Annotated in this window: 17 protein-coding genes and 1 pseudogene; 10 read left to right on the plus strand and 8 right to left on the minus strand. The window is 75.0% G+C overall.

Annotation, left to right across the window (positions count from 1 at the left end):
* Positions 1-91 precede the first annotated feature (91 nt).
* The gene (locus tag RVR_RS03200) at positions 92-2,317 is read left to right on the plus strand and encodes a discoidin domain-containing protein (RefSeq protein ID WP_202232384.1); all 2,226 of its coding nucleotides are present in this window, start codon (positions 92-94) and stop codon (positions 2,315-2,317) included.
* A gap of 92 nt (positions 2,318-2,409) precedes the next feature.
* The gene (locus RVR_RS03205) at positions 2,410-6,393 is read left to right on the plus strand and encodes a DEAD/DEAH box helicase (RefSeq protein WP_202232385.1); all 3,984 of its coding nucleotides are present in this window, start codon (positions 2,410-2,412) and stop codon (positions 6,391-6,393) included.
* An 84-nt stretch (positions 6,394-6,477) separates the two neighbouring features.
* On the opposite strand, the gene RVR_RS03210 is transcribed toward RVR_RS03205, so the two are convergent.
* The 6 genes and pseudogenes from RVR_RS03210 to RVR_RS03230 all read right to left on the minus strand — a co-directional run bounded on the left by RVR_RS03210 (position 6,478) and on the right by RVR_RS03230 (position 11,269).
* The gene (locus RVR_RS03210) at positions 6,478-7,230 is read right to left on the minus strand and encodes a class I SAM-dependent methyltransferase (RefSeq protein ID WP_346731436.1); all 753 of its coding nucleotides are present in this window, start codon (positions 7,228-7,230) and stop codon (positions 6,478-6,480) included.
* A 47-nt stretch (positions 7,231-7,277) separates the two neighbouring features.
* A pseudogene (locus tag RVR_RS37310) lies at positions 7,278-7,412 on the minus strand (SAM-dependent methyltransferase); the annotation flags it as partial.
* A 167-nt stretch (positions 7,413-7,579) separates the two neighbouring features.
* Positions 7,580-8,521, minus strand: a complete 942-nt coding sequence (locus RVR_RS03215) for a sensor histidine kinase (RefSeq protein ID WP_202232387.1) — start codon at positions 8,519-8,521, stop codon at positions 7,580-7,582.
* Between the two features lie 178 nt (positions 8,522-8,699).
* On the minus strand, positions 8,700-9,296 hold the full coding sequence (locus RVR_RS03220; protein WP_202232388.1) for a hypothetical protein: 597 nt from the start codon (positions 9,294-9,296) through the stop codon (positions 8,700-8,702).
* Positions 9,297-9,493: 197 nt separating this feature from the next.
* The gene (locus tag RVR_RS03225) at positions 9,494-10,027 is read right to left on the minus strand and encodes a DUF5709 domain-containing protein (RefSeq protein WP_202232389.1); all 534 of its coding nucleotides are present in this window, start codon (positions 10,025-10,027) and stop codon (positions 9,494-9,496) included.
* A 618-nt stretch (positions 10,028-10,645) separates the two neighbouring features.
* The gene (locus RVR_RS03230; RefSeq protein ID WP_202232390.1) at positions 10,646-11,269 is read right to left on the minus strand and encodes an alpha-ketoglutarate-dependent dioxygenase AlkB; all 624 of its coding nucleotides are present in this window, start codon (positions 11,267-11,269) and stop codon (positions 10,646-10,648) included.
* 124 nt (positions 11,270-11,393) lie between these two features.
* Between RVR_RS03230 and RVR_RS03235 the strand changes: the two genes are divergently transcribed.
* Complete coding sequence (locus RVR_RS03235; protein ID WP_202232391.1) at positions 11,394-12,941, plus strand: ATP-dependent DNA ligase; 1,548 nt, start codon at positions 11,394-11,396, stop codon at positions 12,939-12,941.
* Between the two features lie 108 nt (positions 12,942-13,049).
* On the plus strand, positions 13,050-13,709 hold the full coding sequence (locus RVR_RS03240) for an HhH-GDP family DNA glycosylase (protein WP_202232392.1): 660 nt from the start codon (positions 13,050-13,052) through the stop codon (positions 13,707-13,709).
* 87 nt (positions 13,710-13,796) lie between these two features.
* Here the strand turns inward: RVR_RS03240 and RVR_RS03245 are convergent, their stop codons facing one another.
* Positions 13,797-14,177, minus strand: coding sequence for a hypothetical protein (locus tag RVR_RS03245; RefSeq protein ID WP_237404543.1), 381 nt, complete (start codon positions 14,175-14,177; stop codon positions 13,797-13,799).
* Positions 14,178-14,339: 162 nt separating this feature from the next.
* On the opposite strand from RVR_RS03245, the gene RVR_RS03250 reads away from it, so the two are divergent.
* Together RVR_RS03250 and RVR_RS03255 are read left to right on the plus strand one after the other, a co-directional pair.
* Positions 14,340-14,810 (plus strand): YchJ family protein, encoded by a 471-nt coding sequence (locus tag RVR_RS03250; RefSeq protein WP_202232393.1) that lies wholly within the window; start codon positions 14,340-14,342, stop codon positions 14,808-14,810.
* Complete coding sequence (locus tag RVR_RS03255; protein WP_202232394.1) at positions 14,807-15,430, plus strand: hypothetical protein; 624 nt, start codon at positions 14,807-14,809, stop codon at positions 15,428-15,430. The genes RVR_RS03250 and RVR_RS03255 overlap by 4 nt, the downstream gene beginning before the upstream one ends.
* A 102-nt stretch (positions 15,431-15,532) precedes the next feature.
* On the opposite strand, the gene RVR_RS03260 is transcribed toward RVR_RS03255, so the two are convergent.
* Positions 15,533-16,897: an MFS transporter gene (locus RVR_RS03260; protein ID WP_430393098.1), complete on the minus strand. Its 1,365-nt coding sequence runs from the start codon at positions 16,895-16,897 to the stop codon at positions 15,533-15,535.
* 353 nt (positions 16,898-17,250) lie between these two features.
* On the opposite strand from RVR_RS03260, the gene RVR_RS03265 reads away from it, so the two are divergent.
* From RVR_RS03265 to RVR_RS03280, 4 genes are all read left to right on the plus strand, one after another.
* Positions 17,251-17,433, plus strand: a complete 183-nt coding sequence (locus tag RVR_RS03265; RefSeq protein WP_202239689.1) for a hypothetical protein — start codon at positions 17,251-17,253, stop codon at positions 17,431-17,433.
* Between the two features lie 318 nt (positions 17,434-17,751).
* Positions 17,752-18,027, plus strand: coding sequence for a DUF5133 domain-containing protein (locus tag RVR_RS03270; RefSeq protein ID WP_202232396.1), 276 nt, complete (start codon positions 17,752-17,754; stop codon positions 18,025-18,027).
* Between the two features lie 609 nt (positions 18,028-18,636).
* Positions 18,637-19,419 (plus strand): chaplin, encoded by a 783-nt coding sequence (locus RVR_RS03275; protein ID WP_202232397.1) that lies wholly within the window; start codon positions 18,637-18,639, stop codon positions 19,417-19,419.
* 251 nt (positions 19,420-19,670) lie between these two features.
* Complete coding sequence (locus RVR_RS03280; RefSeq protein WP_202232398.1) at positions 19,671-21,437, plus strand: ABC transporter ATP-binding protein; 1,767 nt, start codon at positions 19,671-19,673, stop codon at positions 21,435-21,437.
* Positions 21,438-21,461 lie beyond the last annotated feature (24 nt).

The following is a 21,461-nucleotide window of genomic DNA, read 5'->3' on the forward strand; positions in this document are numbered from 1 at the left end:
GCGGTGGGAGAGCGCTCTCATCGGTCAACCGGTCGGCGCCCGCCCGCAGTTCGGCACCTTCACCCCCACCCTGGAATCAGGAGAGTCGCCCATGCTTCCTCCCCCCACCGGCGCGGTGGCGCTGAGACCCGCGGCTGCCGCGGACCGGCGCAGACGGCGCAACATCGTGGCCGCGGTGGTCACCGCGCTGCTCGCGTCGCTGCTGCTGTTCGTGCCGATGCGGTCCGCGCACGCGGCCGGCACCCTGCTCTCGCAGGGAAAGACCGCGACCGCCTCCTCCACCGAGAACAGCGGCACGCCCGCCTCCGCGGCGGTCGACGGCAACACCGGAACCCGCTGGTCCAGCGCCTTCTCCGACCCGCAGTGGCTCGAGGTCGACCTCGGCGCCACCGCGACGGTCAGCTCGGTCACCCTCAACTGGGAGACGGCGTACGCCACCGCCTTCAAGATCCAGCTCTCCTCGGACGGCTCGACCTGGACCGACGCGTACTCCACCACGACCGGGACCGGCGGCACGCAGACGGTTTCCGTAAACGGTTCCGGGCGCTATGTCCGGATGTACGGGACCGCGCGCTCCACCGGGTACGGCTACTCGCTCTGGGAGTTCCAGGTCTACGGCACCGCCGGCTCCGGCGGCTCCGGCGGCACCACGGGCGGCGGCGGCACCGGCCCGATCACGGGCGGCGGCGACCTCGGCCCCAACGTGAAGGTCTTCGACCCCTCGACGCCGAACATCCAGAGCCAGCTCGACGCGATCTTCGCCCAGCAGGAGAGCAACCAGTTCGGTGACGCCCGCTACCAGGTGTTCTTCAAGCCGGGCACGTACAACAACATCAACGACCAGATCGGCTTCTACACGTCGGTCTCCGGCCTGGGCAAGAACCCCGACGACGTCCAGATCAACGGCGACATGACCGTGGACGCCGGCTGGTTCAACGGCAACGCCACGCAGAACTTCTGGCGCAGCGTGGAGAACATGGCCATCAAGCCGGTCAGCGGCACCGACCGCTGGGCGGTCGCGCAGGCGGCGCCGTTCCGCCGGATCCACGTCGAGGGCGGCCTCAACCTCGCGCCCAACGGCTACGGTTGGGCCAGCGGCGGCTACATCGCCGACAGCAAGATCGACGGCACCGTCGGCCCGTACTCGCAGCAGCAGTGGTACACCCGGGACAGCTCGATCGGCGGCTGGACCAACGGCGTGTGGAACATGGTCTTCTCCGGTGTCCAGGGCGCGCCCGCGCAGGGCTTCCCGAACCCGGTCTACACCACGCTCGGCACCACCCCGGAGTCGCGGGACAAGCCGTACATGTACATCGACGGCAGCGGCAACTACCAGGTGTTCGTGCCGAACATGCGCACCAACGCCAGCGGCGTGGACTGGCCGAACACGCCCGGCACCTCGATCCCGCTGACCCAGTTCTACGTCGCCAAGCCCGGCGTCTCCGCCGAGACCATCAACGCGGCGCTCGCGCAGGGCCTGAACCTGGTGCTCACCCCGGGCATCTACCACGTCGACCAGCCGATCAACGTCACCCGCGCCAACACCGTGGTGCTCGGCCTGGGTTACGCCACGGTCATCCCGGACAACGGGGTGGACGCGATGAAGGTCGCCGACGTGGACGGCGTGAAGCTGGCCGGCTTCCTGATCGACGCCGGCACCGGCAAGTCGGCCCAGCTCCTCCAGGTCGGCGCGCCCGGTTCCTCGGCGAGCCACGCGAGCAACCCGACCACGATCCAGGACGTGTTCGCGCGGATCGGCGGCGCCGGCCCCGGCCAGGCGACCACCGCCTTCGAGATCAACAGCAACGACGTGGTGATCGACCACACCTGGCTGTGGCGGGCCGACCACGGCGCGGGCGTCGGCTGGACCACCAACCCCGCCGACGAGGGGTTGAAGGTCAACGGCAACAACGTGCTGGCGACCGGCCTGTTCGTGGAGCACTTCGAGAAGTACGACGTCGAGTGGGCGGGCCAGAACGGCAGGACGATCTTCTTCCAGAACGAGATCGCCTACGATCCGCCCAACCAGGCCGCCATCCAGAACGGCACCACCCGCGGTTACGCCGCCTACAAGGTCGACAACAACGTCACCAGCCACGAGGGCTGGGGGCTCGGCAGCTACTGCAACTTCACCGCGGACCCGTCGATCGTGCAGGACCACGGCTTCGAGGCGCCGAACACGCCCGGGGTCAAGTTCCACGACCTGCTGGTGATCTCGCTCGGCGGCATGGGCCAGTACGCCCACGTCATCAACAACACCGGCTCGGCGACGTCGGGCACCTCCACCGTCCCCTCCACCGTGACCAGCTACCCGTAGTCCCGTCACGGAGCACACCTCGGGAAGCCGTCGCCCCCACCGGGGCGGCGGCTTTCCGCGCGACCGCCTCCGTCGCCGCGTGCTCTGCTACCGTGCCCGCAGATCAGCGGAGATCAACGGTCGAGGGGGACTGGTTGGGCACCGGCAGGCGGTCGACGGCGGAGCACGAGCGGCAGGCGGACATCCTCCGCTACTGGCGGGCCGTGGAGTACTTCAGCCCACCGACGGTCGAGCCGGTCAACCCGCGTGCCGACATGTTCGCGGTCCGCCCGCACCGGCCCCTGCCCTGGGAACCGGGCTCCGAGGTCAGCCGGGCGCCGTCCCGCCCGAACACCGTGTGGCAGCACACCGTGTACGCCGGGACCTTCGCGGTGGAGAAGGTGCGCGACCTCCTGCTGGAGACGTTCCGCGCCCCGGACGCCGAGCTGGACCTCGACGGCCGGATCAGCGGCGACAGCGCCGTCCTGTGCTTCACCGTCACCGCGGAGGGGCTGCTGATCAAGGACAGCCCCACCGTGTCCGCCTGCGCCTGGGCGGTGGGCCGGACCCTGGACCCCGGGCCCCAGGACGAGCACTGGCTGGACGGGTTCGAGTCGCACAGCGCGGCGCTGTTACAGCGCCTGCTGGACCTCGGCGACGGGAAGGTCGAGGTCGAGCGCCGGACGGTTTCGACCGGCCCGGGCGCCGCCTCCACCGAACTCGGCGCCGTCGCCGGGCTGTTCTCCCGGCTCGCGGTGACCGCGGCGCGGAGCGGCCTGAGCTCCGCGGCCGCCGCGGCCGGCGCCGGGCTCGGGCCGGTGGGAGGTCTGGCCACCGAGCTGATCGAGCAGGCCGGCGGCGAGCTGATCGACGCCGCGGCCGACCGGCTGGCCGACCTGGTGGCGGGCGCCGAGCGGCCCTCCGGCGGGCGGCGGCCGGACGGCATGGCGGACGGTACGCCGGACCAGGACGGCTCCGGGGACACGGCCGGGCCCGACGGGGCGGAGCCGGAGGCGGCGGACACCGAGGGCACGGATGCCGGCGGCGCCGAGCCGCAGGAGCCGCCGGCCGAACTGGGCACGAAGGTGCTCGACGTGCACGACCTGGCGGCCGTCACCCGCTGGGTGGCCGAGCAGTTGGGGGTCGCCGCGGTGCTGCGGCCCGACGCGATCCGGGTCAAGAGCTACCGGGTCTCGGCCAAGCACGCGGACGAGACGGTGGGCGACACCCTCCTCAACAGCTTCTACGCGGACGACCTCCAGCGGGTCGCCGAGGCCGTGGCGGCGGGCGGGGCCGGTGAGGCGCTGCTCGGCTACCTGCGTGCGGACGCGGACCTGGACGCCGATGCCCGCCACGACGTGCGCCGTGCGCCCGAGACCGTCCTGGAGCAGGTCCGGCCCTCGCGGATGCCGCTCGGGCGATGGCCCGCGGACAGCGACAAACCCCTGGTCCTCAGCCAGCAGTTCGCGGTCAACCGCATCATGGACACGCTCGGAGCGGACGGCGGCACCGGGGTCTACGCCGTCAACGGCCCGCCGGGCACCGGGAAGACGACCATGCTGCGCGACCTGATCGCCGCCGTCGTGGTCCGGCGCGCCGAGCGGCTGGCGGAGTTACCCGGCCCCGAACTCGCCTTCTCCCGAACTCCGTTCACCTGGCGCGTGGAGGACAACGCGGGCAAGACCTACCCGCGCAGCATCCATCCGCTGGTTCCGGGCCTCACCGGCTTCGAGATGGTGATCGCCTCGTCGAACAACGGCGCGGTGGAGAACGTCACGCTGGAGGTTCCCGGCGCGCGGGCCGTCGGCGACGAGTGGAAGGCGGAGGCGGACTACCTCTCCGGCCCCGCCGGCATCGCGCTCGGCGAGCCGGCCTGGGGGGCGATCGCCGCCCGTCTGGGACGGCGCAGCAACCGCTCCGACTTCGTGCAGCGGTTCTGGTGGGGAAACACCCCGCAGGTCCCGGGCCCGCGGCGGGCGCCGAGCGCGCCCGCTCCCCCGCGGCCTCCCGGCCTGCAGAAGATGCTCCAGCAGCAGATCGCCCACGTCCCCGGCTCCTCCAGGAGGCCGCAGGCCGCGGGGGACGCCCCCGGCCAGGAGGCGCCGCTGGGGCGGGAGACGTGGAGCGACGCGGTGCGGCGCTTCTCCACCGCCCGGCGCCGGGTGCGCGAACTGGCCGCGCGGCGGCAGGAGATCGCCGACCTCGCCGCGCGGCTGGCCGCACCGGACGCGGTCCTGGCGGGCCTGCTGGCCCACATGTCCGACGCCCAGGACGCCCTGGCCCTGCTCCAGCGGGAAAGGCGCCACGGCGAGGCCGCCCTCGACGAGCGCCGCCGCGAGCACACCGCCCGCACGGACGCGCTGGACGAGGCCCGGCGCCTGCTGGAGGAGGCCGACGCCAGGACGGCGCTCGGCGCGCAGGACGTCAGGTCGGCGGAGGCGCTCGTGCACGGCCACAACGCCCAGCGGCCCGGTCTGCTCCGGCGGATCTTCTCGCCCGAGACCGGGCGGCGCTGGGAGGCCGAGCGCGACCTGCTCACGGCCCGACTCGCCACCGCCGACACCCGGCTGACCACGCTGGAGGCGTCCCGTGCGACCCGGCGCGCCGACTCACGGGCGGCACGCGGCGCGCGGGACGAGGCGCTGACCGCCGTCCGCGGCGCGCAGTCCCGGCTGGCCGCCTGCGAGCAGGCCGTCGCGCGGCAGGTCGCCGCGGTCGCCGAGGCCGGGGAGCAGGCGGACCGCAGGCGGCGCGAGCGGGAGGCCGAGGGGCAGCGGCTGGCCGAGGCACGCCGGCGGTGGGGCGCCTCGGTGCCGGGCGACGAGTGGCGGGCCGACGCCGACGACCGGGAGGCGATGGAGGCGCGGGAGCTGTCCGCTCCGTGGATGGACGCCGAGTTCGCCGCGGCGCGTTCCGCGCTCTTCCTGGCCGCCCTGGACCTGCACCGCGCGCTGCTGGCCGCCGCCCCCGACCGGCTGCGCCGGAACCTCCAGGCCACCATGGACGTGGTCGGCGGCCAGGCGCCCTCCGACCTGCCGGCGCAGGTGGTGCTCGCCGCGTGGCAGATGCTCTTCCTCGTCGTGCCGGTGATCTCCACGACCTTCGCGTCGATGGGGCGGATGTTCGGCAGGCTGGGCGGCGAGGCGCTGGGCTGGCTGCTCGTCGACGAGGCGGGCCAGGCCGCGCCGCAGGAGGTGGTCGGCGCCCTGTGGCGGACACGCCGCGCGGTGGTCGTCGGCGACCCGCTCCAGCTCGAACCGGTGGTCACCCTGCCGTGGACCGGTCAGCGGCGGCTCGCCACCCGCTTCTCGGTGGACCGCCGGTGGGCGCCGTCCGCGGCCTCGGTGCAGACCCTCGCCGACCGGCTCAACCCGTACGGCACCTGGCTGGCCGACTCCGAGGGCGGGCAGGTCTGGCTCGGCTCGCCGCTGCGCGTGCACCGCCGCTGCGACCGCCTGATGTTCGACGTCAGCAACACCATCGCGTACGACGGGATGATGGTCTACGGGGTCTCGCGCGACCAGGACGACTTCCCCCTGGTGACGCGGAGCGTCTGGGTGGACGTGCCCGCGCTGCCGGGCGAGGAGAAGTGGAACCCCGAGGAGGGGGGCGCCCTGGAGTGGTTCCTCGACCTGGTCAGGGACCGCGTCACGGACGCGATGCAGCGGGAACCGTACGACGGGAGCCTGCTCCCGGGCCCCGGCTCCGACCCCGGCCCCGGTGCGCCCGCGGACGCCCGGGCCCGGGAGCTGAGGCGCCGGATCGACGAGTCGCTCTTCGTCATCAGCCCCTTCCGCGACGTCGTGGGCGGTATCGGCCGGGTCGCGGACGGCCGCCTCTCCCGTCGGCGCTACGGGACGGTGCACACCACGCAGGGCAAGGAGGCGGACATCGTGGTCCTGGTGCTCGGCACCGGCGCGGGCCAGGTGGGTTCGCGCGACTGGGCCGCCAGGACGCCGAACCTGCTGAACGTCGCGGTCACCCGGGCCCGCCGCAGGCTGGTCGTGATCGGGGACCACGCCCTCTGGTCGCGGCACCGCTACTTCCGGGACCTCGCCGGGCACGACCGGCTGCACCGGTGGACACCCGAGCGCTGAGCCGGGGTCCGAGCGGAGGCCGGCCGCGGATGCGGCCTCCGGCCCGGGCCACGACTACGGCTGCGGCTGCTGCCACGACTGCGACTACGGCTTGCGGGCCTCGATGAGGAAGCGGGTGGAGTGGGCGACGAACGGGCCGCGGGTGGTGATGAGGCGGTGGAGGTCGTACAGGCGGGCGCGGTAGCGCTCGACGGTGAAGTCCGGGACCATCCAGATCACCTTGCGGAGGAAGTAGACCACCGCGCCGATGTCGTGGAACTCCATCCGCAGCCGTTCCAGGCGCAGGTCCAGCACCTCCAGGCCGGCCGCCTCGGCGCCCGCCCGGGCCGTCTCGGGGTCACGCGCGCCGCCGGCGCCGGAAGGCTGCGGGCCGAGGAAGAACTCGTAGACCTCGGCGGCGCTGGCCGGACCGACCTGTTGGGAGAGGTAGGTGCCGCCGGGGCGGAGCACGCGGGCGATCTCCCGCCACCACACGGTGACCGGGTGGCGGCTGGTGACCAGGTCGAACGCCGCGTCCGCGAAGGGCAGCGGGGGCTCGTCCGGGTCGGCGACCACGACCACGCCGCGCGGGTGGAGCAGGACGGTGGCCTTCGCGGCGTTCGGCGGCCACGACTCGGTGGCGGCCGTCACCGGCGGGAGGACGGGGGCGCCGGCCAGCACCTCGCCGCCTCCGGTCTGCACGTCCAGCGCGGCCGACGCCCGGCCCAGGCCGTGTCTGACACATCCCGCCTGGTTGACGGGGCCTGGCACGCACGCTCGCCGCGTTGTCGGTCGTCGGCGCAGCCCGCTGCGCTCTCCTCCCTCCGCCTTGCGATCGCACGCACCAGGCCCCGTCAACCCCCGCCCTTCGGGCGGGACGACGCTCTGTGTCAGACACGGCCCAGCCGCTCGGACATCAGCCGCTGGTAGCCCCACGAGGGCCGCTGCTCGCTCGCCCGGCCGTCCAGCCAGGAGAAGTCCCATCCGTCCACGCGGACGGCGTCGGCCTCGGCCAGCAACTCGTCGAAGGTCCGGTCCATCCGCTCAGCCTCGCGGGACACCGCGGCCGGCGGCAAACGGTTTTACGGCTCCGGGGGCGCCGGGGCCGCGTGGCGTGCGGCGGCCGCCGCGGGCCGCGGGTGACCGCACCGGTGGGGCGCCCCGAGCGCCCCGACGGGCGCGGCCGTCGTCCGGGAGGGAGCCCGGCTCACGCCGTGGCGGGCGGGTTCAGCGTCAGGTAGCAGCGGATCGCGGTGCCCGCCGCGCTGGTGTGGGTGCGCACCAGGTCGGCGATCTGATGGACCATCAGCAGCCCGCGCCCGCCGGGGCGTCCGGGCGGGGGCGTGCGGCTGCCCGCCAGCGGGTCGGCCAGCCGGCCGGCGTCGCGGACCTCGAACGCGACGTGGCCGTTCTCCGCCCACACCCGCACCACGCCCGAACCGCCGCCGTGCAGCACGCTGTTGGTGGTCAGCTCGGCGACGGCGAGAGCCAGGTCGTCCAGCCGCCGCCCGGTCAGCCCCAGCTCGTCGGCCGCGCGCACCGCGAACTGCCGGGCCGCGCGCAGCCCGTCGTCGTCGAACGGGAAGGACGCCGCGAACCGGGGCTCGGCGAGCGGCACGTTGTAGGACGCCACGGCCCGCTCGGGCGCGTAGTGCGCGCTGGCCCGGCGCCGGCCGCCCTCGATCAGCACCGGGTGCGTCACACAGGCGTCGCCCAGTGCCTGCGGCGGGAGCCGGGTGGCGTCGTACAGGCACAGGATCGTGGCCCGGCGACCGTCGAACGCGGAGTTGACCAGGGCTTCGTGCTGGACGCAGGCCGGGTACTCCAGCGGGGTGCGGCCGGGCCAGACGGGCTCGGCCACGATCCGGACCGGGCCGTCCGGCTGCGCGTCGGCGAACGCGGCGAGCACGCCCGAGATGATCCGGCCGGGGTTGCGGCCGGCGCGGGCCATGTCGGTGAAGTGCACGCCGTCGGCGGCCGGGCCGAGCGCGTTGTGCAACTGGGCCAGCCGTTCGCCGGGGACCGCGACGGCGACCCGCTCGCCGGCGGCCAGGCCGTCGCGGACGAAGGCGAGGGTGCTGTCGAGGCACTCGGTGTCGTCGCGGTAGAAGTAGGCGGGGTGCGAGAAGGCACCGCCGACGGGCTCCACGTCCTCCGACCCCCTTTCGGACACCTCTGCCGGTGTCGCCAGTATGCGCCTGGTGGAAATGGCCTCGTCAGGGGGTCTCCCCCCGTCGGGCGTCCCGTACACGGACCGGCTCGACGCGGGCGCCGGTCCGTCCCGCGCGGGCACTGTACCGCCACGCGCGGTCGCGGGTCCTCCGTACTCAGCCGTGGTTGATCGCCTCGAAGGCCGCGGACAGCGTCTCGCTCTCGTCGGCCGGCAGCGCCCGCTCCAGCGCCGGCACGAGGTCGCGGCGCTCGTGGAAGAGGTACTGGTACATCTGGGTGAGGGCGCCGTCGATGGTCAGGCGGCGGGTCTCCTCCGGGTGCCGGCCGGTGAGCGCGCGGTCGAGGATGTCCTGGATCAGCTCGCCCTCCTGCCGGTCGCGCGCCACCACCCGGGCCCCCTCGCCGTGCCGTTCCAGCACCTTGCGCACGGTGGCCTCCTTGGCGGCGCAGTGCCGCGCGAAGGTGTCGGCGAGCGGCCGCACCTCATCCGGGGTGTCGCCGCCGCGCATCCGCAGGTCCTCGACCATCGCGAGCAGCATCCCGCCGGAGGTGACCAGGCTGGCCGCGAGCCCGGTGGGCACCGGGTGCCCGTCATGGCCCGCCGCGGCTCCGCGCGGGTGCCTGCGGCCCCAGCTCCACCGGCCGCGGCCGCCGCCCGGCTCCGCCGCCGTGCCCGCCCCCGGCTCCGGAACCGCGCTCGCGCCCGCGCCGGGACGGTCGGGCGTCTCCTCGCGCTCGCTCGCTTCGCTCATGACGGGCTCCTTGTCTCCGCTCGCGGGTGCCGTACGGCGTCCGGCGGACCCCGGCGGCCGTCCGCGCCGTGCGTCGTGACGGTCCTCCACGTCCTACGGTGCAACGCTCCGGCCGTCCGCGCCCCTCACCGTCCGCCGCCGGGGCGGGTCCGGCGGTCCGCCGGGGCCGGCCGGAGCGAATGCGGACCCGGCCGGGATCACCGTCCGGCGTCGTCCTCGTCGTCGTCCGGCAGCTCCTCGTCGGGAAGGTCGGCATCGGCCACCAGGTGGACCGCGGCCTCCTCCGCCGAGGCGGCACCGCCGTCGATGCCGACGTCCTCGCCGGCCACGCCGTCACGTCGCGCGTGCGCCCCCTCGTCCGGACCGACCAGTCGGCCCGAGCGGGACCCGCCCGCCTCCGGGTCGAGCAGTTCGCCGTCGGTGTCCGGGGCGTCGCCGAGGCCGTCGCCTTCCGGCGGCTCCCGTTCCGGGCGCTCCCGGGCGAGCCGCTCCTCCAGGGACTCGCCGGCCCGCTGCTCCTGCCCGGTGGTACCGCTGCCCTCCACGGCCAGCGGCCGTTCGGGCGGCGAGTACCCCTCGTCCAGGACCTCGTCCACGCCCCGGTCGTCCAGCGTGTCCGCCGGCTCCAGCGGGCCCGTGTCCTCGCGGATCTCGCGGTCCCCGCCGGCCTCCGGCTGGTACACGTCGTCACCGCGCCCCAGGTCGTCTGTTCCGCCCTGCTGCTCAGTCATGTGCGTGCGCTCATCTCGTCGGGGACCTCGTCGCCAACGGGGCGCCTACCCCTCCGCACCACCGAGAAACGGACATTACGGGGGTGCCCTGACCCCCGGGGCGGTGTGTCCTGTCGGTTCCGGGACCACCTGGCGGTGGGGGCTTGTCGCGCCGTTCCCCGCGCCCCTGGGGATGCGCGGGTCCCCCCGGGTCCCCCTCCCCCGAGGGTGGTGCGTCCTGCCGGTTCCAGGACCACCTGTCAGTGGGGGGCTGGTCGCGCCGTTCCCCGCGCCCCTGGATTCGTGCGGGTGCTTCGCGGATGGGGGCGCGCCCTGGTGGGCAGCGCCGAGCATCACGAAAAGCCGGTTCCCCGTCACGGGAAGACCTGCCTGAACGCGGGAACCCCACACCCGGCACCCGCCACAACTGACGGAGTACCCGCAGACACCCAGGGGCGCGGGGAACGGCGCGACCAACCCCCACCCCCAGGTGATCCCAGAACCCACAGAACACACCACCCCCCAGAGGGCCAGCGCACCCCAGGAACACCCGCAGGCACCCAGGGGCGCGGGGAACGGCGCGACCAAACCCCACCGCCAGGTGGTCCCGGAACCGGCAGGACGCGGCACCCCGGAGGGTCAGCGCACCCCGGAAGGGCGGAACTGGACACTGATCCGCCCGCCCACCGTGGAACGGGTCTTGGGGATCGCGTGGTCCCACGTCCGCTGGCAGGACCCGCCCATGACGATGAGGTCCCCGTGCCCCAGGGGACACCGCACCTTCGCCGGACCGCCGCCGCGCGGGCGCAACAGCAACGGTCTGGGCTCGCCGAGCGAGAGGATCGCGACGAGCGTGTCCCGTTCGCTCCCGCGCCCGGTCCGGTCGCCGTGCCAGGCGACGCTGTCCCGCCCGTCGCGGTAGTAGCAGAGCCCCGCCGTGGCGAACGGCTCCCCCAGCTCCGCCGCGTAGTACGCGCCGAGCGCGTCCCGCGCCCGCTCCAGCACGGGGTCGGGCAGCGCCTCCCCCGCGCCGTAGTGCGCCAGCAGCCGCGGCACCGCGACCACGTCGTCGTACATGACGCGCCGCTCGGCCCGCCAGGGCACCTCCGCGGCGAGGCGCGCGAACAGGTCGTCCGCCCCGGCGAGCCAGCCCGGGAGCGTGTCGATCCAGGCGCCCGCGCCCAGCCGGGTCCGCCGGGCCGCGGAGAGGTCGCCGACCCCGGGCTCGCCGCCACCGAACAAGGACGCCTGCTGCGGGTACATACCAGCAGCGTAACCGATATTCGTACGGGCATTCGATTATGCGGCGAGGGTGCTCCCGCGGGTGCCGACGGGCGCGGGAAGCGCCGCAGGAGCGCGCCGCGCCGGGGCGGCGCACGATGGAGGCATGCTCTTCGCCGACGTCGCCCGGGTCTCCCGGGAGATCGCGCGGACGTCCGCGCGCACCCGCAAGACGGAGCTGCTGGCCGGGTTCTTCCGCGCGGCACTGCCGGAGGACGCCCCGATCGCCATCGCCTACCTGGCCGGCCGCCTCCCGCAGGGCCGCCTCGGCATCGGCTGGGCCGCGCTGCGCGACCGGGCGGACCCGGCCGCCGAGCCGACGCTGACGGTGCGGGCGGTCGACGCGGCCCTGACCGACATCGGACAGGTGTCGGGACAGGGCGCCCAGGCGGGGCGCCGGGCCCTGCTCCAGGACCTGTTCGGCCTGGCCACGGCCCCGGAGCAGGAGTACCTGCTCGGCCTGCTCACCGGCGAGGTCCGGCAGGGCGCGCTCGACGCGGCGGCCGTCGAGGGGCTGGCGGCGGCGACGGGCGCGCGGTCGGCGGACGTACGGCGGGCGGTGATGCTCGCCGGGGCGCTGGAACCGGTGGCACGGGCCCTGCTGGACCGCGGCCCCCAGGCCCTGGCCACCTTCGCGCTGGAGGTGGGGCGGCCGCTGCTGCCCATGCTGGCCGGCTCGGCGAAGGGCGTCGAGGACGCGCTGGTGCGGCTCGGGCCCTGCGCGGTGGAGGAGAAGCTCGACGGCATCCGGGTCCAGGTGCACCGCGACGGCGGCAGGGTGCGGGTCTTCACCCGCACCCTGGAGGAGGTCACGGTGCGGCTCCCGGAGGTCGTGGCGGCCGCCGCGGCCCTGCCCGCGGAGCGCTTCGTGCTGGACGGCGAGGTACTGGCGCTGGACCCGGACGGGCGGCCCCGGCCGTTCCAGGAGACCGCGGGCCGGGTGGGCTCCCGGGTGGACGTGGCGACGGCCGCGGCGGCGCTTCCGGTGCACCCGGTCTTCTTCGACCTGCTCTCCGTCGACGGCCGTGACCTGCTCGACCTGCCGTACGCGGAGCGGCACGCGTCGCTCGCCGCGCTCGTCCCGGCTGAGCGCCGGGTGCGCGACCTGCTCGTCTCCGACCCGGGCGACGAGCGGCAGGTGCGCGCCGCCGAGGAGTTCCTGGCGGCCACGCTGGCCCGCGGGCACGAGGGCGTCGTCGTCAAGGGCGCGGCCAGCCCGTACGCGGCGGGGCGGCGGGGCGCGACGTGGCTGAAGGTCAAGCCGGTGCACACCCTGGACCTGGTGGTGCTCGCCGCCGAGTGGGGGCACGGCCGGCGCACGGGCAGGCTGTCCAACCTGCATCTGGGCGCCCGGGGCGACGACGGCTCGTTCGTGATGCTCGGCAAGACCTTCAAGGGCCTCACGGACGCGCTGCTGGACTGGCAGACCGAGCACCTGCTGGCCCGCGCGGTCGGCGACGACGGCCACGTGGTCACCGTGCGCCCCGAGCTGGTGGTGGAGATCGCCTACGACGGGGTGCAGACCTCGCCGCGCTACCCGGCGGGCCTGACCCTGCGCTTCGCCCGGGTGCTGCGCTACCGCGACGACAAGACCCCGGACCAGGCGGACACCGTCGCCGCCGTCCGCGCCGCCCGCTCCGGGGACGCGCCCTGAGACCGGCCCCGGTTGCGGCGGTGCGGTCCGGGTACCCGAAGGCGACAGCTTGACGACGGCCCACGACAGCGGCAGCCGGTCCGAGCACCGGACGAGAGGTGAACCCCCATGGCCCGCACCACCCGGCGCGACAAGGTCCGCGCACTCCTCGACACCTACGGCCGCACGTACGCCGACGAGGCGGGCATCCGCCTCGCCGACACCCCGCAGCCGCTCTACCGCCTGCTGGTCCTGGCCGGCCTGCTCAGCGCCCGCATCCGCGCCGGCGTCGCCGTGGCGGCGTCGAAGGAGTTGTCGGCGGCCGGCCTGCGCAGCCCGCGCGCGATGGCGGCGGCCACCTGGCAGCAGCGCGTGGACGCCCTCGGCCGCGGCGGCTACCGGCGCTACGACGAGCGGACCGCCACCCAGCTCGGCGACGGCGCGGAGCTGGCCGGCTCGCGGTACGGCGGCGACCTGCGCGGGATGCGGGCCCGAGCCGACGGCGACGTCGCGGAACTGCGCCGCGAGCTGCGGGAGTTCCCGGGAATGGGCCCTGCGGGCGCGGACATCTTCCTGCGCGAGGCACAGGCCGTCTGGCCCGAGGTCGCGCCCTACCTGGACGCGAAGACCCTCCAGGGCGCCCGGCTGCTCGGCCTGCCCGAGGCCCCCGCCCGGCTGACCGAGCTCGCCGACGGCGCCGATCCCTCGGTGCTCGCCGCCGCCCTGGCCCGCGTGGCGCTGGACAAGGACGCGGTGCGGACCGTCGAGGAGGCGGCCGCGGCGCGCTGACACCGCCGGCCACCGCCGGCTCCGCCACGGTACGGGGGCCGCGGTACGGGGGCGCCGCCGCCGTACGGGGAGGGGCGGGCGGGGCGGCTACTGGTTGTCGAGCCGCAGCTTGGCCTCCTGCTCCTGGTCGCCCGCGGCGGTGCCGACGACCCGGACCGCGAAAGCCTCCGCGAGGCCCTCCCGGAGCCGGTCGACGGCGCGGTAGCCGCCCTGGGCGGTGACGGTGACGGGCGCGCTCAGCCGGCCGGGATCGGCCAGGCCCAGCGTGCGCGACACGTCGAACGTGGCCGTCCACACCGTGGGGTGCCCGCCTTCCGTCTCCTCGGGCCGGTCGTCCTCGGCCCGGTCGGACGGGAAGCTGGCCTGGAGCGCGGCGAGGACGGCGCGGGCGTCCTCCTGGTCGCAGCCGTCCAGGACGACGGCGACCTGCGCGGACGGGTCGAGCGGCTGGTCTTGCGCGGTACTCACGGTGATGTCCTCTCGGGTGGACCGGCGGGCGGGCGGTCCGCGGACACGGCGGGCCATGATCAGCGCATTTCCGCTGGGCGGCGGACAAAACCCCGTACTGGGCCGTACGGGCGCGGGCCTTCCGGGTGATCGGGGCCCGGGCCGCTGCGGCACAATCGGGGGATGCCGCGACGCGCCGCCCGTACCCCTCCCACGTCCCGAGCCGGCCGCACCTCGCCCGCCTCCCGGACCGCCCGCACCACTGCCGCACTGCCGCCGGACGCCGCCTGCCCCTGTGGGCTGCCCGCCCGCTACGGCGACTGCTGCGGGCCCCTGCACGCGGGCACGGCGGCCGCGCCCACCGCCGAGCGGCTGATGCGGTCGCGCTACGCCGCGTTCGCCGTGGGTGACGCGGCGTACCTGCTGCGCACCTGGGCCGCGGCCGTCCGGCCGCCCGAGCTGGACCTCGACCCGGCCGTCCGCTGGACCGGCCTGGACATCCTCGGCACCACAGGGGGCAGCGCCTTCCACGCCGAGGGCACCGTGGAGTTCCGCGCCCGCTACCGGCTGGACGGCCGGGACGGCGAGCAGCGGGAGAACAGCCGCTTCGTCCGCGAGGGCGGGCTGTGGGTCTACGTCGAGGCGCTGACGTGACCGAGCGCGCGTCCGGGCTCGATCCGGTGCGGCGCGCGGCGGTGGCCGGCCATGTGCTGGAGGTGCTGGCCCGGGCCTGCCCCGGCAGCCGGGCGGAGCTGCGCGGGTCGCTCGCGGTGGGCACGGCCGACCCGTACAGCGACATCGACGCCCTCTGGACGGTGCCGGACGACCGGTTCGGCGCGTGCGTGGACCGGGTCGGCGCGGTACTCGCCGAGGTGCGCCCGCTGATGGCGCTGCGCGGCGACCCCGACAGCGCCGACACCCCTGGTCGGCGGCTGCTTTTCGCGGCCTTCGAGGGGCTGCCGCCGTACTGGCGGCTGGACCTGGGCGTCGTCGCGGAGCCCGGCGCGGAGCCCACCGCGCCGCGCGTGCGGCACCCCTGGCGGCCGGCCGCCAGCGCGATCGCGGGCGGCGTCGGCGCGGTCAAGGCCCTGCACCGCGGCGACCCCGCGACCGCCCACGCCCTGCTGACGAGGGCCTACCCCCGCGTCGGCCTGCACGCGCGCCCCACCGGGACCTTCGCCGCCGACCTCGCCACCCTGGCGGACGCGGCCCTCGCCCTCGATCCCGGGCTCGCCCGCGAGGCCGCCGCCCTGACCGCGCTCCCGCTGCCCTGACCCGGCACGGCCGCCGGTGGCCCGCGCCGCGCCGGTCACCCAGGGCCTGTCCGGCGGCTCCCGCCTGGCTCACGGCGCCCGGCACGACCCGCCGGACAGACCCTAGGCGATCGGGTCCCGGGCGTCGTAGTGGACGAAGGAGCGCTGGAAGAGGCCGACCAGCGTGATCGCGGTGATGCAGGCGAGTCCGCCGCCGACCACGGCCGCGGTCGGGGAGAACAGGTCGGACGCGGAGCCCGCCAGGAAGTCGCCCAGGCGGGGGCCGCCGACCACGACGACCAGGAAGACGCCCTGGAGCCGGCCGCGCATGTCGTCCGGCGCGGCGGACTGGAGCATCGTGTTGCGGAAGACCATGGACACGGTGTCGGCGCAGCCCGCGAGCGCGAGGAAGAACATGCCGAGCGGGAGGTCGCGGGTCAGCCCGAAGACGGCGACCGCCGCACCCCAGGAGCCGACGGCGACGAGCACCGCGAACCCCTGGCGGTTGACCCGGCCGAGCCATCCGGAGAAGACGCTGCCGACCAGCGCCCCGATCGCGGGCGCCGCGGCGAGCAGCCCGACCGTGCGGGTGTCCCCGCCGAACCAGAGCCCGGCGACCGCGGGGAACAGCACCCGGGGCTGCGCGAGCACCATGGCGGCGAGGTCGGAGACGAAGGTCGTCCGCAGGTTGGGCCGGGCAGCGAGGTAGCGCAGCCCCTCCACGACGGACGGCCTGCGCCGCGCGGCGCCCGCACCCGGCTCGCCCGGCAGCATCGCCGGCAGCCGCCACATCGCGTACAGGGAGGCGGTGAAGGCGGCCACGTCGATCAGGTAGGCGGCCTGGTAGCCCCAGAAGCCGACGAAGACGCCGCCGAGCATCGGCCCGGCCATCTGCCCGACCCCGCTGGACAGGGAGGCGAGCGCGTTGGCGGCGGGCAGCCGCGCGGGCGGCAGCAGCCTGGGGATCATGGACGAGCGGGCGGGCGAGTTCATCGCGAAGCACACCGCCTGGAGGGCGACGATCGTGTAGAGCGGCCACACCCGGTGCACGTGGGCGATCGCGACCACGGCGAGCGCGGCCGACAGCAGCAGGGCGCCGCTCGCGGAGGCCAGCCCGAGCCGGCGCCGGTCGACCGCGTCGGCGACCGCGCCGCCGTAGAGCCCGAAGACGATCAGCGGCACCAGGGAGCACAGACCGACCAGGCCGACGTAGAAGCTCGACCCGGTGATCGCGTAGACCTGGAGCGCCACCGCCATCGCGGTCATCTGCTGGCCTATGTAGGACACGGCGTTGCCGAACCACAGGCGCCGGAAGTCGGGGTGCTCCCGCAGCGGGGAGACGTCCGCGAGCAGGCGGGAGCGGCGGGGTGCGGGAACCGCGGGCGGCGCCGTACCGGCCTGCGCGGTGTCGACCGCGGTGGTGCCGGGCCCCGGGCCCGGGCCGGCGGAACCGGCGGCGTCGCTGCGGTCTTCTTCACTGTTGAGCACGCGAAACGGTAGCAACCGGCCGAGCCGGGCGGACCGGCGGGGCCCACCGGGCGCGACAGCGGGCGCAAGGGTGACAGATTCCACCCGATTGGCGGATGCGTTTCGGAACCAGGTGGTGGCAGAGCGTGCGGCGGCATACGCTGACCGGGACGAACAGGCCGCCGGGGAAGTACCTGGCTCCGCGGCCCGTCCCGGAACCCGCCGCCGACTCGGCCGCGCGTCCGGCACCGGCATCAGGCGCCACCGCGTCCGCACCGCCCGACAGAGAAGGACTTCCCGCCGGGCGCCGTGACACGCGGAGAAGACCGGCCGCGTTCGGCGCTTCCGGACCACGCGACGCTAAGGAGTGCGCGGTGTCAACAGACGAGATCACCCGCTTGAAGACCGAGGACGGCCCGACCGGGCGCGACGGGGACGGAACGTCCCTGCTCGCACAGGAGCGCCCGTTGGACGCCTGGTCCCGGTGCGCGCCGATCCGGCTCGCCGGATACGAGGACGACCCCACCGAGACCCACATCCTGCGCAGCATCGACTGACGGCCCCCGCGGGCCGCGGCGCACGCGCCGCCCCGCCCGGGCGACAGCCCCGGCGCGCACAGGGCCCGCCCCCGGACGACCTCCGGGGGCGGGCCCGTCGTGCGGGCGGCGTGCGTGTCCGACGAACCGTCAGCACCCGCTCTCCCCAGGCACAACGCGCTTCCCGGCCGGCCCGGGGGTATCCGGTCCACGCCATCGGTGTGACACGGGTCATGCACGGATCGACGTAAATCCGGTGTGAATTTCGCATGTTCGGGCCAGGACCGGGCAAACGGCGGTCGTGTGTGCCGATTTCTCCGACACCCGAGGAGCAAACCTATGCTGATGGCCCACCCGACCGTCCTGCGCAACCTGGTGGAACGTTACGAGGCGCTCCGCGCCGCCGTCGACCGGGGGAACGTGGACGGTTCGGAGCGTGCGGAGGGCGTCGACCCCCTGACACGGCAGCAGTTGCAGGACACGATGTACACGCTGTGCGTCTCGACCGGCACCCGGGAGATCGGGGCCGCACTCGCGGCAGCACACCGGCACCTGGACACGATCGCGGTCGAGACGTTCGAGACGGCCCCGGTGGCCGACGCCAGCGCGGCCTGAGCACCGCCCGCCGCGCACCGGTCCGGACGACCGCCGACCGCTGACGGCCCGGATCACCCCCACGCAGCACCTCGCCTCCTTCACCACCCGAAGCACCTGAAGCACCTCATCACCTGAACGACGTCTGAAGCACCGACCGGACGACGGAGTACCGGACGGCGACCCCGCGGGTGCGGGTCGCGTTCGTACGCGCGACCCGCCGCCCGCGCCCGACATTCCTCGCCATCCCCCCGCATCCCCGCTCGGAGCCTCCGCGCGCCCGCGCCCGGCCCTCGTACGGCCTACAGGGCGGTCGACGCCCGTTCCCGGGTCCCGCAGCGCCTCCGCGGACACCGGCACCCTCACGGGGCGCACCGTCGGCGATGCGCCCCTCCCCCGCACGGCACCCGGCGTCCCGCCGCACCGCGCTTCCGCGTGCCGCGCCGTTGACCAGGCACTTCACGGTCCGACCCGGGCGGTACGCCCTTAGCGGCCGCACTCGCGGTACGCCAGTGCACGGTCACCCGTTGGGGTGAAACAACGGGCGGACGTGACTCGATTGGCCGTGTCGCGCGTTGTCATCGGTGCGGGCGTAGGGCTCGCCATGTTTTCCCGGAAGGCAGTGAGCGAATGAACAGGGTCGCCCGAAAGGGACTGGTCACGGCGATGGTCGCGGGCGGTGTGCTCGCCTCCGCCGGGGCCGCGCAGGCCGACTCCGCCGCCGGCGGCGTGAGCGCGGGCTCGCCGGGCGTCCTGTCCGGGAACTCGGTGCAGGTGCCGGTGCACGTCCCGGTGAACGTGTGCGGGAACACGGTCGACGTGGTCGGCCTGCTCAATCCGGCGATGGGCAACACCTGCGCGAACACCTCCTCGGCCGCGCCGACGACGGCCGGGGCCGCCACGGCGCCGCGGGGCGCCGGCCCGTCCGCGACCGCCGCCGGCACGGGTCGGCACGCGGGGAAGGCGGCCGACGAGTCCGGCGACCCCGGCTCCCGCTCCTCCGGCGGCGCCCACGCGGCGGACCGCACCGCCGGCTCCCCGGGCGTGCTGTCCGGCAACTCCCTCCAGTTGCCCGTCGACGTCCCGATCAACATCTCCGGCAACTCGGTGAACGTCGTGGGGATCGGCAACCCCGCCTCCGGCAACACCGCGGTCAACAGCAGCCCGCCGGTGCGCACCACCACGCCCCCGCCGCCGGCCCACCAGCCGGTCCCCGCGCCGCCGAACGAGATGGTGGACACCGCCGACGCCTCGGCCCTGCCGTCCCTCGCGCACACCGGCGCCGACGGCCTGGGCTGGACCGCGGGCGCGAGTGCCGCGCTGCTGCTCGGCGGCGCGCTCCTCTACCGCAGGGCGCGCCCCTCGGCCCGGACCGCCGCCGCGGCGGGGCCGGTCGGCGCCGGCACGCGCTGAGCCCCGGCACGCGCCGGCCGACGGTCGCCGGCCGGCGGTCCCCCCTCCTCGGGCCGCCGGCCGGTCAACTCCTCACCCGCGCCCGCGAGCTGGGACGCTCCCACCTGGACCGTTCCCGGCGCGGCTCCTCACGTCCAGCCTCTAGGGTGTGTGCGCACCCGCACGCCCGCTTCAGCGCCGAAGCCGGCCCGTGCCCGTCTCGCACACCTCTGCCGCGTCACCGCGAAGCCGTGATTCCGAGGAGCCCCGCAATGGCGTTGCCGCAAGGCGCGCTCAGCCACCGCTACCGTGGCGAGCACCCCCTCCGTACCCTCCTCTACCTCTTCCACCCCGACCGGCGCCGCGTCGCCGTCGCCGTCGCCGCCTTCCTCGCCAAGCACGCCCCCGTCTGGCTGCTGCCACTGGTCACCGCCAACATCGTGGACGTCGTGGTCCGCCACGAGCCGATCTCCGTCCTGTGGTGGAACTCCGCGGTGCTGCTGGTGATCCTCGTGCTCAACCTGCCGTTGCACCTGACCTACGTGCACCACATGCAGGGCTCGATCCGGCGCACCGGCACCCGGCTGCGCAGCGCACTGTGCCACCGGATGCAGCAGTTGTCGATCGGGTACCACTCCCGGGTCAGCGCCGGGGTGCTCCAGGCCAAGGTGATCAGGGACGTCGAGACCATCGAGACCGCGGCCCAGCAGACCGCGGACAACGGTCTCGCCTCGATCGCCACCCTCTCCGGCGGGCTGGTGGTCATCGGCGTCCAGGCACCCGCCTTCCTGCCGGTCTACCTGGTCGTGGTGCCCGCCTCCGCGGTGCTGGTGGTCAAGCTGCGCCGCCGGCTGAAGGACCGCAACGAACTGTTCCGGCAGCAGGTCGAGCAACTGTCCTCACGGGTCGGCGAGATGACCACGCTCATCCCGATCACCCGGGCGCACGGCCTGGAGGGCACCGCACTGCACCGGATGGACCGCACCCTGGGCGAGGTGCTGCACGCCGGGCTGCGCCTGGACCGGCTCAACGGCTGGTTCGGCTCGATCGCCTGGATCCTGCTGAACGCGATCGGCGTCGCCTGCCTGGCCGGCTCCGCGCTGGTGGCGTACTACGGCTGGCTGGACGTCACCCCGGGCACCGTGGTGATGCTCGCCGCGTACTTCTCCAGCCTCACCGCGTCGGTGACCACGCTGCTGACCCTCGCCCCGCAGATCGGCAAGGGCCTGGAGTCGGTGCGCTCGATCGGCGAGGTGCTCCAGGCCCCCGACCTGGAGCAGAACGACGGAAAGGCCGAGGTCACCGGCGTGGTGGGCCGGTTCGTGTTCCAGGACGTGCAGCTGACCTATCCCGAGGGCGACCGCCCGTCCCTGGACGGGTTCGACCTCGACGTGCGGCCGGGCGAGACGATCGCGCTGGTCGGCGGTTCGGGCGCCGGCAAGTCCACGGTGCTCAACCTGGTGATCGGCTTCCTGCGGCCCACCCGCGGCCGCATCCTGCTGGACGGCGTCGACATGGAGTCACTCGACCTGCGCGACTACCGCAGCCACCTGTCGGTGGTGCCGCAGGAGTCGATCCTCTTCGAGGGCAGCGTGCGGGACAACGTCACCTACGGCATGACCGGCGTCCCCGACGACCGGGTGCGCGCCGCGCTGCGGGACGCCAACGCGATGGAGTTCGTCGAGCGGATGCCGGCCGGCCTGGACACGGTGGTCGGTGAGCGCGGCGCCCGGCTGTCCGGCGGGCAGAAGCAGCGGCTCGCCATCGCGCGGGCGCTCATCCGCGACCCGCGGGTGCTGGTGCTCGACGAGGCGACCTCCGCGCTGGACTCCCGCTCGGAGGCGCTGGTGCAGCAGGCGCTCGGCCGCCTGGTCAAGGGCCGTACGGTCTTCGTCGTCGCGCACCGGCTGTCCACGATCCGCAACGCCGACCGGATCGTGGTGATGGACGAGGGCCGGATCGTGGAGGTCGGCTCGCACGCCGAACTGCTGCGCCGCGGCGGTGCGTACGCGGGGCTCCAGGCCGCTCAGCTCGCCTGAGGCACGGTGGGGCGGGCCGGGCCC

Origin of the sequence: Streptomyces sp. SN-593, assembly GCF_016756395.1 — a bacterium.
GTDB lineage: Bacteria > Actinomycetota > Actinomycetes > Streptomycetales > Streptomycetaceae > Actinacidiphila > Actinacidiphila reveromycinica.